14 protein-coding genes are annotated in these 11,670 nt (G+C 55.7%); 13 read left to right on the top strand and 1 reads right to left on the bottom strand.

What is annotated here, in order from left to right:
- Positions 1 to 10 precede the first annotated feature (10 nt).
- The 6 genes from ACIOZM_RS15060 (at position 11) to ACIOZM_RS15035 (ending at position 6,173) form a co-directional block, all read left to right on the top strand.
- A complete protein-coding gene (locus ACIOZM_RS15060; protein ID WP_401215133.1) occupies positions 11 to 382 on the top strand; it encodes a phage tail protein in 372 nt (123 codons plus the stop codon).
- 3 nt (positions 383 to 385) lie between these two features.
- A complete protein-coding gene (locus ACIOZM_RS15055) occupies positions 386 to 772 on the top strand; it encodes a hypothetical protein (RefSeq protein WP_401215131.1) in 387 nt (128 codons plus the stop codon).
- A gap of 176 nt (positions 773 to 948) precedes the next feature.
- Complete coding sequence (locus tag ACIOZM_RS15050) at positions 949 to 3,177, top strand: phage tail tape measure protein (RefSeq protein ID WP_401215129.1); 2,229 nt, start codon at positions 949 to 951, stop codon at positions 3,175 to 3,177.
- Positions 3,174 to 4,499, top strand: coding sequence for a DNA circularization protein (locus tag ACIOZM_RS15045; RefSeq protein WP_401215126.1), 1,326 nt, complete (start codon positions 3,174 to 3,176; stop codon positions 4,497 to 4,499). The genes ACIOZM_RS15050 and ACIOZM_RS15045 overlap by 4 nt, the downstream gene beginning before the upstream one ends.
- Positions 4,489 to 5,610, top strand: a complete 1,122-nt coding sequence (locus tag ACIOZM_RS15040) for a phage baseplate assembly protein (protein WP_401215124.1) — start codon at positions 4,489 to 4,491, stop codon at positions 5,608 to 5,610. Before ACIOZM_RS15045 ends, ACIOZM_RS15040 begins: the two co-directional genes overlap by 11 nt.
- Positions 5,607 to 6,173 carry a phage baseplate assembly protein gene (locus ACIOZM_RS15035; protein WP_401215122.1) on the top strand — a complete coding sequence of 189 codons (567 nt, stop codon included), beginning with the start codon at positions 5,607 to 5,609 and terminating at the stop codon, positions 6,171 to 6,173. The genes ACIOZM_RS15040 and ACIOZM_RS15035 overlap by 4 nt, the downstream gene beginning before the upstream one ends.
- Positions 6,174 to 6,244: 71 nt before the next feature.
- Here ACIOZM_RS15035 and ACIOZM_RS15030 read toward each other — a convergent pair whose 3' ends face one another.
- A complete protein-coding gene (locus ACIOZM_RS15030; protein ID WP_401215120.1) occupies positions 6,245 to 6,511 on the bottom strand; it encodes a hypothetical protein in 267 nt (88 codons plus the stop codon).
- Positions 6,512 to 6,879: 368 nt separating this feature from the next.
- Here ACIOZM_RS15030 and ACIOZM_RS15025 point away from each other — a divergent pair, with 368 nt between their 5' ends.
- From ACIOZM_RS15025 to ACIOZM_RS14995, 7 genes are all read left to right on the top strand, one after another.
- Complete coding sequence (locus ACIOZM_RS15025) at positions 6,880 to 7,137, top strand: hypothetical protein (protein ID WP_401215118.1); 258 nt, start codon at positions 6,880 to 6,882, stop codon at positions 7,135 to 7,137.
- 50 nt (positions 7,138 to 7,187) lie between these two features.
- Positions 7,188 to 7,547: a phage GP46 family protein gene (locus tag ACIOZM_RS15020; protein WP_401215116.1), complete on the top strand. Its 360-nt coding sequence runs from the start codon at positions 7,188 to 7,190 to the stop codon at positions 7,545 to 7,547.
- A gap of 1 nt (position 7,548) precedes the next feature.
- On the top strand, positions 7,549 to 8,619 hold the full coding sequence (locus ACIOZM_RS15015) for a baseplate J/gp47 family protein (RefSeq protein ID WP_401215115.1): 1,071 nt from the start codon (positions 7,549 to 7,551) through the stop codon (positions 8,617 to 8,619).
- Positions 8,616 to 9,191, top strand: coding sequence for a YmfQ family protein (locus ACIOZM_RS15010; RefSeq protein ID WP_401215112.1), 576 nt, complete (start codon positions 8,616 to 8,618; stop codon positions 9,189 to 9,191). The genes ACIOZM_RS15015 and ACIOZM_RS15010 overlap by 4 nt, the downstream gene beginning before the upstream one ends.
- An 891-nt stretch (positions 9,192 to 10,082) precedes the next feature.
- A complete protein-coding gene (locus ACIOZM_RS15005; RefSeq protein WP_401215110.1) occupies positions 10,083 to 10,376 on the top strand; it encodes a hypothetical protein in 294 nt (97 codons plus the stop codon).
- Between the two features lie 21 nt (positions 10,377 to 10,397).
- The gene (locus ACIOZM_RS15000; RefSeq protein WP_401215108.1) at positions 10,398 to 10,808 is read left to right on the top strand and encodes a hypothetical protein; all 411 of its coding nucleotides are present in this window, start codon (positions 10,398 to 10,400) and stop codon (positions 10,806 to 10,808) included.
- A gap of 227 nt (positions 10,809 to 11,035) precedes the next feature.
- The gene (locus ACIOZM_RS14995) at positions 11,036 to 11,554 is read left to right on the top strand and encodes an RNA polymerase sigma factor (RefSeq protein WP_401215106.1); all 519 of its coding nucleotides are present in this window, start codon (positions 11,036 to 11,038) and stop codon (positions 11,552 to 11,554) included.
- The last annotated feature ends 116 nt before the right edge of the window (positions 11,555 to 11,670 follow it).

Here is an 11,670-nt window from a genome sequence, read left to right as displayed (position 1 = left end):
GTGACCTTAGATGTCCGATAACTATGTGGGACAGATCGTCCTTGAAATTAACGGCACCGACTACGAGGTGACCAGCGTTGAGCCAACCCTCAAGACGGGCCGCAAGGTCGTCAAAACCATGAACCGTACCGGCCGCGCTACAGGTACGGCCAGAGGGATCGAAGAACACGAACTGAAAATCGCTGTTCCGATTCCGAAGTCAGGTGAGCCCGATTGGCGAGCACTCATGGACGCCAAGTTGACCATCTACCCGCAGGATGGCGGCAGTAAGCGCCAGACCTGGACGGGTTGTTCGTTGATTGAGATGGGCACCAAGTACCAGGTCGAAGGCGAAGCAACCCGCGACCTGACCATTGCAGCTCTCAACTACTACCTGGAATAAATCATGACCGAGCAAACCAGCAAGCAATGGGAAGGCCTGACCATCAGCGGTGAATTGCAAATCGGCGTGTATTACGCCGGCACACGACACAAGTCGTTCACGCTACGCACACCCGTCACTGGGGATCTGATCGGCGCCCAGGAGCTGTTTCCCCATGGCCCGATGCAACTTATCACCGTGGATGTCTATCGCCGTCAGCTCCTTTCCTTGGGCGATATTCCGGCCGAAGCTTTAACTACGGAGTTGCTGCGTGAATCGCTGACCGAAAGCGATCTGGGACTGATCGCGGACGCGGATGCAGCGCTGGAAAAAAAGCTTATGCCGCCGAGCGCGGCATCGCTGACTGGCGCCGCATCGAGCATGGACTCGTCCGAGCAGGTTACCGCCTGAATGAAATCAGGCAGATGACTCGGCCAGAAATTGATGCACGCATTGACCTGATCGTGGGCAAGCCGACGACAACGCGCTACGTGAGTAAACGGCAACGTAAAAAGTTGCCTCCCCCCAAGTAATACAAGGCTCGATATCGGGCCTTTCTTGTATCTGTAAGACGCTCAGGAGTTTTTATGAGTTCGGATCTGCGCGTTGCGCTTCGCTTTCAGGCCCATTCGGGAAACAGTCGCCGCGAGATCGAGCAGATCAACCGCGACCTGCGCAAGGCTGGTAAGGAGGGTGCGAAGTCTCTCGCTGATGAGAGTTGGAAGGCTGGATCGGCCATTACCAAAGTCGGCCAAGCTGGTGCAACGAGTTACCAGGTCATCCGCAACTCGATGCGCGAAACTGCTAAGGCGGGTTCACAGACTCGCCTTGAGGTCAGCAAGACGAAAGAAGAATTAAAGGCAATGGCCGACGCGGGTCGAAAGGCTGCGCGAGATATCAAGGGTGATGCCACAAGTGCGGATCGCCAAGGCGTCCAACCACTGCGCCAGAGTGTCGAGCGTACGGAATCAGCTTTCCGTCGTCTGGCGCAAAATGGCGGACGCAATCTACTTGCGCTCAAGACGGTCGCCGCTGGCGTTCGGCAGGAATTCGACCGAATTAAATCGCTGGGTACAAGCGCCCAAGGCCAGTTGGCCGGGTTGGGTGTTGGCGTGGGTGTCGTGGCAGGCTTGAGCGGGAGCGCTCGCCTGGATCGTCAGTTGATCCGCACCAAGCAAACTGCCGACATGTCGCCAGAGGAAAAAGATGATTGGAAAAGAGAAGGTTTCAGGATTGCCAAGGACTACGGGTTAAGTCGCGAGAGTGTCGATAGCGGATTCAATACACTGATAGCATCTGGCGTTAAATATGATCCCGCCAAAAAGACTGCCGACGCTATCGGGCAAGCCTCAACCGTTACCGGTGCGGACTCTGCCGTTTTGGGCAAGGCCGTTGTAGCGGCAGCTAGTGCCTTCAATATCGACCTGAACGAGGGTAACGCGGCGCTTGATCTGTTGCAGAAAATGACCGTGGCCGGTCGTTTGGGTAACGCGGAGTTGGAGAACCTATCTGACCTGTTCCCAAAAATCGGCGGAGTTGCTTCCGCTGCTGGTATGTCCATCGAGCAAGCACTTGCCTTTACCGAGGCCTTATCCAAAGTTGAGTTACAGCCTGACCGACTTGGAACATTGGCCGAATCAACTTTGCGCGTCTTCAGCAATAAGCAATATCGCGATCAGATTACAAAGTCGAGCGGTGTAGGTTTCTTCAACAAAGATGGCAGTTCTAAAAACCCGGTCGCTGTTTTCGAAGAGTTGAAGCGAAAGTACAACGCCATGAAAACCGACGCTGAACGGGCGAAGTTTATGGGCATTGTGTTTAAAGGGATGGATCAGGACACCGTGCGCGGTATGCGCAGTATGTTGACCGGTGACCGATTGGATGATTTCCGCAACGGCACGGCTGAGCTTAAAAAGGCAGAGCCGGTTTTCAATAACGATCTGAAAGAAAACACCGAGAGTGCAAGCGGCACGGCTGCTCGGATGAAAGCCACTTTAGGCGAAGCAATTGACCGCATGGCAACACCGATCAATAAAAGCTTTGCTGATATGGGCAGTTATCTTCTCGATGATTTGAACTTGTCAGGTGAGCAAATGATGTTCGGTGGTGCTGCCCTGGGAGTCGGCGGATATTACGCCGGTCGTGGTGCCAAGGCAGGCGCAGGGGCGTTGTTGAACAAAGTAATGGGTGGCCCAGAGACGCTGAAGAACATCGCTGTAGGCAAAGTGTTGGAGGAAGCCACGGGCGTAACTTCGGTATTTGTAACCAACTGGCCCAGTAACATGCAGCCTGGTGCGGGTATGCCAGATTTACCGAACAGCTCCCCATCGTCTGGCAAGGGTAAGCCGGGCGGGTTTCTCGCTCCGTGGCTTGGGCCTGTCGCACTTGCCGCAAGCGCTACACAACTGGCCGGAGCCAGCTCCAGCACAGACGAAGGTCGTCTGCGGGATGCCCAGCGGAGTGTTCTACTGGACGACGGGCAGCGCACCTATCAAACCGCTTTCTATCGCAACCGAATCGATTTGGCAGCACAGAACCCTGATCAGTCCTCCGACTGGCTGTCTGCCCAGGCACAACGTATGGCTCATCAACAAACGGGGATGACAGCGGCGGGCCTGCCGATTGATGGTGCCAACCAATGGGCAGCCGGTGTGGCCAATCGGGCAGTTGCCGCCGGTACAGATCCATCCGCTGCTGAAGCGCGATTGCAAAAGCTGGTGGCACAACCATTGGTGATCGATCTGCGTTTGGACTCTCACATGCTTCAGGCGGAGCTTGAGCGCAGAACCGATGTTCAAATGAGGCGCGGACAATGAGCTGGTCAGAAACGTTATTGGATGCATCGTTTCGCGGTGTGCCCATTCAAGTCGTCGAGGAAAGCCTCCAGTGGCAGCGCTCGCTAGCCGAGCACGGGACACCATTCAAAAACGGTGACAGTGTTCGAGATCTTGGGCGCGGCGCCCGACGCTTCCCGATGGAACTCGTGGTGTTCGGGGTCAACTACGAAATTGAGCTACAGAATCTGCTTGCAACGTTGGAAGTGCTCGGCTCTGGCGAGTTGATTCATCCAATTTATGGCAGCGTTAGCGTCGTTCCACACAGTCTGGACGTGAAGCATCACGCGGATGCGCCGGACTCGGCCACGGTTAGCTTGGTGTTTGTGGAGGACACTCCGGATCTGCCGTTCTTCGCCCGTCAATTTGAGTTTATCGACGTTGCGGTAACGGAAGATGAAGACACATATACCTGGCAGGACGGCGTGTTCGATTTGTTCGGTCGCATCGATTCCCTGGTCAGTGAGATTCAATCTTGGATCGGCGGCGGTTGGGTTGGTCTGATTGAAAAGGCATTGGGGTTGCCGGGGATTTTCTTGCGTGTACAACAACTGCGCTCGCAGATACTCGGAGTTGTGTCCGGCGTCGCATCTATGGCGAGAAACCCGGCCGCCGCATTCGATCCATTGGTTGATCTATTCCGCACTCCAAGCCAGATCCGAAGCGCCATTCAGGGCACGACGCCCAGCAAATCGAACCAGCTTTTATCCATGTCGGGCGTTCCAGCGAGCATTCCGGGTGGCGACAGCCTGACCACGGAGGCGGCGCGAGCTGGTAACGCGTTCCTGATCAGCGCTCGACAGGGTATTGCGCCTGATGCAGATCTTTTGCCCGACGGAATGCCGTCTGATCCGGTCGCGGCCGCAGGGCTCGCGTTAGTCGTGCTGGTCATCACTGAGCTGGCTCTCTCGCATGCGCAAGCCGTGGCTATCGTCATCGAGGACGAAGGTAAAAAGCCGACGCTCAGCCCTACGGAGCTGGAGGGTTTGGTGAACCTGGTGCGGTCATTGGTGCAGTCCTCAATCCTGCTTCAGCGACGACTGTATGACGTTGAAGTGGCGCGGCCGATCATTGAAGGGCTACGTAACACCGCCGCCATGATCCAGTCCAGGGCGCGCCAGGTCATTTTGCAGAGCCCGCCAATGATCGAGCGTACCGTCGAGTCCCCGGCGAGTCTGCGTCTGCTCGCCCATCGCTGGTACGGAGCGCACGCGAGATCCGCCGAGCTGCTTCGACTGAATCCGGGGCTGAACACCCCTCACAACATCCCAGCCGGAAAGGTGCTGCGTGCTTATGCCGAATAATCCCGTTCCATCCATTCGTCTCTCCATCGGTGGGCTTGTCCATGACACTTGGGATGGCTGGTCGGTCGAGTCGGATTTGCTGACTCCCGCCGATGCCTTTGAGTTGGAGATCCACACCAAACAGGGGACACGCCTGCCGAGCGTTGTGTCGGAGGGCGCACCTTGCTCACTGACTTTGGACGGTGATCGTGTGCTGACAGGTCAAATAGACGAATACGAACACGACGTTTCGAAGCGGGGTATTTCCATTCGCATAAACGGGCGTGACCGTGCGGCACCGTTGGTGGATTGCTCTGCGCCATTCGTGTCAATGAAAGAGGCTTCGCTAGATCAGATCATCGACCAGGTGGTTAAGCCGCTGGGCGCTTATCAGGTCGAGATTCGAGCGGAGGAGACCAAGACACGACGCCGTATTCAGATCGAGCCGGGCCAGACCGCTTGGGAGGCTTTGCTACAGGTGGCCGAGGCCAACGGGTTGTGGCCGTGGGTTGAGCCGGACGGTCGTCTAGTCGTCGGTGGGCCGGACTACACTACACCGCCTGTGGGTGTTCTGATCCTACGGGAAGATGGTGTGGGAAATAACGTGGAGCGCCTGAGCGTCCGCCGATCTATTGCCAATCGATACAGCCAAATCACTGTGTTGGGGCAGCACGGGCAGTACGAAAACGATGGGCTCGATACTAAGCGCTCCCATATGCGCTCAGTCATCGAAGACGAAACTCTGGCGCGTCGTGGCATCTTCCGGCCGAAGGTGGTGATTGACAGTTCCAGTGAGAACCAGGACATGGCCACGACTCGGGCGCGCAAGCTTCTGGCCGATAGTCGTCTTGAGGGTTTCGAGATCCGCGCAATCGTCAAAGGGCACCGCTCGCAGAGCGGAAAGGTTTGGACGCCTGGTCAGCGCGTTGTTGTGCATAGCGAACCACACGGAATAAACGACACCTACTTTCTAATTTCCCGAACATTGCGTTTGTCCCGTGGCGAAGGCGAGATAACCGAGCTGCGGTTGCGTGAGGACAAAATGTGGGTACTGGACGGCAACAAGGTCAAAAAGCACAAGGGTAAGTCCAGCCCAGATGCGGCGTTCATCGAAAAGATTAAGGGGGCATGATGACTCGCAATTTAGCCGCACTGATGCGCGAGCAGGCCGACCGAGCGGCAAAAAATATTCGCCAGGCTTTCCGAGCAGTGGCGACACGCAACACGCACGGCAAGTTGATTGGAGTCCAGATGCAGGGACTGGCCGGTGAGACGGTCGACGGTGAGCAGTTCCAAAACTACGGATTCAGCTCGGCGCCGTTGCCGGGTGCGGAGTACATCGTTATCCCGGTAGGAGGTAACAGCAAGCACTCTGTCGTTGTGGCCAGCGAGGACGGCCGCTACCGATTGCAACTCAATGACGGCGAAGTGTCGCTATACACGGACGAAGGCGATTATGTACATCTGAAGCGGGGGCGCATGATTGAGGTTGTGACTGATGATTTGGTGTTCAAGGTGAAGAACAAGGTGCGTTTCGAAACACCGCTAGTAGAGATGGCTGGGAACGAACACGTAGAGGGGGATATCAAGGCGGACGGTGAAATCAGTGACCATAAGCGGGCCATGCAGGCGGACAGGGATATCTACAATAAACACGGACACCCTTCTGGCAACCCTCCAAATCCTACTCAGTAAATTCTGATCGGGTCAGACGCTCAAGTGAAGCGAACGCAATACTGCGTTTTCACTCCTATTCTTATCCCGAATTACTTGGTCCAACCGAAATGCCAGTTTAGGTAGCCAACCACTAATCCGCCAAGAATTGCTATCAGCAAAGTGACCACTACGTTCTTAGCAAGCCATCGCAGGATGCTCCATTTTGGTGTCGCCGGACGGGCTGACGGCTGCGTAACGGCAGAGGAATTCGAAACGTCAAGGCGCGTGATATTCTCACCTTTCACAAGCGTAGAAGCATCAGTGTGACAATCCTTGAGGTTGACAACCTCGGAGTCTTTCAGATCAAACATAGCCATATGCAGCTCTCCGGATCAAAACAGCCAGCATTGTTGGTCGGGGAAGCCAACCAGATTGACTGTGGGTTACATTCAACGCTTGCAGTCTTCTCACTCGTTCACCAGCCACAGCGACATTAGTGGCGCTGAAGTGGACATTTTCCATCTTTATGTCGTCTGAATCTGACAGATCTAAACCGATATCCATACCCTCTATGTGACCATTTGTGAATGTCATGTTTTTGCAGTTTTTAGCCATTATCGCCGTAACCATAGGGTCTGCCTCACCTGACTGAAATTAGACAATAGCATTCAATTCGGCAGCGCGATGAGGCTTACTGATTCACGAATCTTTTATTATCAATTCCACACATCCACGGAGCTTAAAAGTGAACGTTAAGCAAATTATTCCTTGTACTGACTGGTTTTATGTAGGCGACACCGAAGAGGGGGAAATCGTGCTCAGGGTCGCAGCGTGGGCTATCACTGATGGTGAAGACGTTATTGGTCTGCTCGCCGACCAAAAAATGTCGGGCATGCCTTCTCTGGTAGCGCCTGATAGTGAGTGGTGGGCTACCTACAAACATCTACGTGAACTGTCTGAATATCAATGCCAGCTAGCGGGCGAGAAGTACGTTCGTAACTGAATAAATCTTGTACTCCCCCGAAACTCTCACCCTGCAATTCAGCCTGCACCATGCTGCTTATGGACGCAGGCATAAACTCAAACACTGGCGACTTGACGGGCCAGCGTATAAATACGCTGGCAAACGCCGTCTACATCCGCCTCATGACTCCCCTCGGAACTTGGTGGGCTGACCCCACGTTGGGCTCCCGGCTGCACGAACTTCGTCGCGAAAAAGACCGTCCTAGGGTTGGCATTCTTGCCAAGCAATACGCCGGGCAGGCGCTCCAACCGCTGCTCGATGACGGCCGTGCCAAGAAGATCGCCATCACTATTGAGCAGTCCCACAACGGCTGGCTTGACCTACAAATCGACATCATTGACGCCACCGGCAATCCGCAGGTGTTTCGTCAACCTGTAAGGGTGATTTGATATGCCTTATTCCTCTCCATCGCTGGAGGTCATTCTCGGCAATATCCTGCGGGACATCCGCAACCTTCAGGCCGAAGCCGATATCGGCACCGACAGCGACAACTACGTCCGCTCGGCAGTCACGGCGGCAGCAATTGAGGGGCTTTATCAAAAAATCGGATGGGTGTTCCGCCAGATTTTCCCCGACACCGCAGATGAAGACGAAGTTATACACGCGGCTGCTATCCGTGGCGTTCCACGTAAAGACCAGGTCGCGGCAACTGGCACCGTTGCACTGAAAGGAACAGCCGGAGTAACGCTGCTGATTGGCGCAACCATGCGGCATGTTGTCTCCGGAGAAACGTTCATCACACAGTCCGACGCCACCCTCGGGCCTGATGGCACCGGCACCGTTGTCATCAAGGCGCAAACGCATGGCAGCGCACTCAACGAACTGACCGGCGAACTGATCATCACCAGCCCGCCACTGGGCATGGATTCGACCGCCGCTCTTGTTGGAGAGACCATAGGAGGGCTTGACCAGGAGAAAGTCGAATCTGTCTTGGCCAGGCTTCTGGAAATCATGCAAAAACCACCCGCAGGCGGCGCGGTTTACGACTACGTCCGCTGGGCCAAGGAGGTCGATGGCGTTACCGATGTGCTGCCGCTACCCAAGCGCCGAGGCGCGGGTACGGTCGATTTGGTCATTACGTCGGGCAGCGGACTTCCTTCGGCTGAGGTCGTAGCTGAATGCCTGGAATATGTTCTAGACCAGTGTTCTGTTATCGCCGATGTATGGGTGTATGTCCCGACTATTCGTGTCGTCCACTCCACCGCAAAAGTTGAGTTAGCGAGCGGCTATTTACTTGCAGATGTACAGATTGCCGCACAGGCAGCTTACGACGCCCTGCTGGGGGCGCTAAAGCCTCGCGAGATGCTGAAACGCTCGCAAATTGAGGCCATGATCAACAACCTTGCAGGAGTTGTGGATCGCTCGGTCACAACGCCTGTTGCCAACGTTAACCCGTCGGAAGATCCAACCCTGATCGGCTGGATTCGGCCGGGAACACTGACTTTGGGGCTGCTGGAATGAGCAGTCTTTCTGATCAATTAAAGCTGCTGCTGCCGCCAGTTTCTTACGACGGCGCTGCACCTAGACTGTCGGCTGCGCTTGAAGCGGAAGCCAATGCCTTGACGCTTAGTGAGTCGAGTGCAGATCTGGTGTACAGGGCCATTTTCCCCGACTCAGGAGAAGCGTTAACCGATTGGGAAAGAGTGTTGGGCTTACCTGATCCCTGTCTGATCGGCGTGCCTCAGTCAGGCAGTCAGCGTGTACAGGCCGTGGTCAGCAAACTTAAGTGGCGAGGTGGGCAGAGCAAAGCGTTCTTTATCTCCCTCGCCAAAAGCCTTGGCTACGACATCACTATCACCACATTCCGCCCGCCCCGAGCGGGCATCGCTAGAGCAGGCGATCCCGTCTATGGCGGGGACTGGGCCTTCACCTGGCGCGTCAACGCACCGGCTGAGTCCATCACCTATGCCCGAGCAGGGATCGCCAGAGCGGGCGATCCTGTGGCGGCTTGGGGCAATAAATCCCTCGAATGCAGGCTGTCTCAGATGCAGCCCGCCGAATCCATTTTACTGTTCGGTTACGGAGACCACTGATGCAGAAAATCGGGCAAAGCACCAGTTCCGCGAATGCGGCTGGTGAGTTCACTGTTGGCAACCCTGGCGCTGGCGTAGATGCCACGCAAATAATGGTGCCTTGGCTAAACGCCGTGCAGCGCGAATTAGTTGCCGTCGTGCAAGGAGCTGGCTTGGCACTTGATCCTGATAAAGACGATCAGGTTCTTGAAGCGTTGCGCACGATTATTCGGCAAGGCGCCAGCGCATTTGCGCTGGATAGCGGCACTACAAACTCCTATGCCGTTGTTTATTCCCCGGCAGTCATATCCATGGCCGATGGAATGGTTTTGCGGTTTAAGGCAAAAGCATCGAACTCCGGCCCCAGCACGTTCTCCCCAAATGGCATGCCTGCAAAGCCAATTGTCGGGCTGGCACAGGCAGCTCTTCAGGGTGCTGAGATATCCGCTAGCGGGATATGCACAGTCATCTGGTCAGCCAGTCTGGATAGCTGGGTGCTGTTGAGTTGTACCGGTGGGAGCCCTCAAGTTCCCGTTGCAACCAAGCCTCAGCATGCTGTTCCGCTTAGTCAAGTTCTGAGTAATTACCGGAAGCTTACGAGCAGTGGCTCATTTGTCGTCCCGGACGGCGTTACCCAGATATGGATAACAGCAGTTGCTGGGGGTGGTGGCGGCGGCGGCGCAGCAGGCTCGTCCGTTGCTGGTAATGCAAGATCAGGTGGCGGCGGCGGCGGCGGGGCTGGCCAGTCAGTCATCAGAGAAGCCTATGTGGTAACTCCAAAGCAGGTAATACCCATTGTTATTGGTGCGGGTGGTGCGGCCGGCACTGGTGGCGTTCCTGGAGTTGGCAACGCATACGGGTATGACGGAAGTGCTGGTGGAAACACAGTCATAGGCACGCTTGTAACCCTGTATGGCGGTGCTGGCGGTTTCGGTGGGGTTTATAGCGCTACTGTCGGTGCTGGCGGTGGTGGTGGGCCTGGATATCCATCTGGTGGTACGGGTGATGATGGTGCAGCCGGTGCCGGTGGTGGTGCTGGGGCTGGCACTTATTTTGGCTCCGGTGCTTCCCGCGTTAGAGGAGGCTCAATGGGGTCCAATGCTGGGGCTGCTTATGGTGCCGGTAGCGGTGGAGGTGGCGGTGGTGGTTCATACCAAGCGACGACCACTAGTGGCGGCAACGGATCTTCTGGGGTTGCAGGCCTAGTCCTGATTGAATGGTGATTTTATGACTAAACAAGTTTTGTACAACAAGGCAACCGGCGAAGTTTTACAGTGGCAGGACGCTGACCAGTTCAGCTACGCATCACCTACAGGCGCAATGAGCGTATTAAAAGTGACCGAGTCACAATGGGAAAGGCAGAGCGCTTTGCGTTGGGTGGTCAATAACTCCCTGAGCACCTCGCCCCCTCTACTTCCAGAGGTGCCGCCAACGACAAAAGAAGAGGTCGAAGCGGTGCGTCTACGCGCCTATGCAGAGCCTTTGACGGGATCTGATCGATACTTTGCTGAGGCCCAGCGCATGCAGCTAATGGGTGAGGACGGATGGGAGGCTATACGGGCTGAAGGTGTTGTCCGCTTCAAAGCCATTCAAGCGGAATTCCCTTGGCCGGAGAGCGCATCGAATTCGATTGCTTAGCATTTCAATTATGCGGTCGCACTGGATGCAGGGCGGGCCTCGGTGCCAAATGAAGCGCTAAATGAATTCGCGCAGGAACTGTTGGCAGTGCCAAGTACGGCGTCGCACGGTGCCAAATGCGGCGCGCGCTTACACCCACAGGTTTTGATTTCAATTTGAAATCAGCGCTTGACCATTCGACTAGATGATAAGCATTATCATTCGCTCGAAATGGATCAGGTTCTCCCGTGAGTCAATCGCGCTTCAACCACGTCTTCCTCACTCAGCGCACTTCGCTGCTGCGTACGCTGGAACGGATGGTCAACAATCACAGCACCGCTGAAGACCTGTTGCAGGAAACCTACCTGCGCGTCACGCGGGCGTTGAGCGAGCGGGCCATCGATCACCTTGAACCCTTTGTGTTCCAGACCGCGCGCAATCTGGCGCTCGATCATTTGCGTGCGCGCAAGATCCATTCGCGAACGATGGTCGATGATGTGCCGCAGGAAATCGTGCACAGCATCGCCGCCCCCGCCAGCAGCGCCGAAGACGCTGCCCATGCTGAACAAATGCTGGAGCGCCTGAACGTGAGCCTCAGTGAACTCAGCTCCCGCCAGCAGCAGATTTTCATCCTCAGCCGCCTGCACGGGCACAGCTATCAGGAAATCGCCGACGAGCTGAACGTCTCCCTCAGTACCGTGCAGAAAGAACTCAAGCTCATCATGTCGATCTGCATCGGTGTTGCTGAACGTTTGAATGGCGACTGATGCCGTAGGATTTTTCTGTAAGCGCGAGGATCGACTGCACTGATCATCGGGCTTTGTTACCCTTGCCCGACTTTTACGCTTCACTGAATAAAGCAGCCGTGCACAGACACTGCCGA

The organism is Pseudomonas sp. NPDC087346, assembly GCF_044744235.1.
GTDB lineage: Bacteria > Pseudomonadota > Gammaproteobacteria > Pseudomonadales > Pseudomonadaceae > Aquipseudomonas.
Note: the sequence above shows the minus strand (reverse complement) of the source record. Positions and strands in the feature narration are given on the sequence as shown.

What these genes read in the sequence shown, in the direction of transcription:
- ACIOZM_RS15040 (WP_401215124.1), top strand. Translation starts at nt 4,489, where the DNA reads ATGCCGAATAATCCCGTTCCATCCATTCGTCTCTCCATCGGTGGGCTT.
- ACIOZM_RS15005 (WP_401215110.1), top strand. Translation starts at nt 10,083, where the DNA reads ATGGCGGTGCTGGCGGTTTCGGTGGGGTTTATAGCGCTACTGTCGGTG.
- ACIOZM_RS15060 (WP_401215133.1), top strand. Translation starts at nt 11, where the DNA reads ATGTCCGATAACTATGTGGGACAGATCGTCCTTGAAATTAACGGCACC.
- ACIOZM_RS15035 (WP_401215122.1), top strand. Translation starts at nt 5,607, where the DNA reads ATGATGACTCGCAATTTAGCCGCACTGATGCGCGAGCAGGCCGACCGA.
- ACIOZM_RS15050 (WP_401215129.1), top strand. Translation starts at nt 949, where the DNA reads ATGAGTTCGGATCTGCGCGTTGCGCTTCGCTTTCAGGCCCATTCGGGA.
- ACIOZM_RS15045 (WP_401215126.1), top strand. Translation starts at nt 3,174, where the DNA reads ATGAGCTGGTCAGAAACGTTATTGGATGCATCGTTTCGCGGTGTGCCC.
- ACIOZM_RS15015 (WP_401215115.1), top strand. Translation starts at nt 7,549, where the DNA reads ATGCCTTATTCCTCTCCATCGCTGGAGGTCATTCTCGGCAATATCCTG.
- ACIOZM_RS15010 (WP_401215112.1), top strand. Translation starts at nt 8,616, where the DNA reads ATGAGCAGTCTTTCTGATCAATTAAAGCTGCTGCTGCCGCCAGTTTCT.
- ACIOZM_RS15020 (WP_401215116.1), top strand. Translation starts at nt 7,188, where the DNA reads ATGCTGCTTATGGACGCAGGCATAAACTCAAACACTGGCGACTTGACG.
- ACIOZM_RS15000 (WP_401215108.1), top strand. Translation starts at nt 10,398, where the DNA reads ATGACTAAACAAGTTTTGTACAACAAGGCAACCGGCGAAGTTTTACAG.
- ACIOZM_RS15055 (WP_401215131.1), top strand. Translation starts at nt 386, where the DNA reads ATGACCGAGCAAACCAGCAAGCAATGGGAAGGCCTGACCATCAGCGGT.
- ACIOZM_RS15030 (WP_401215120.1), bottom strand. Translation starts at nt 6,511, where the DNA reads ATGGCTATGTTTGATCTGAAAGACTCCGAGGTTGTCAACCTCAAGGAT.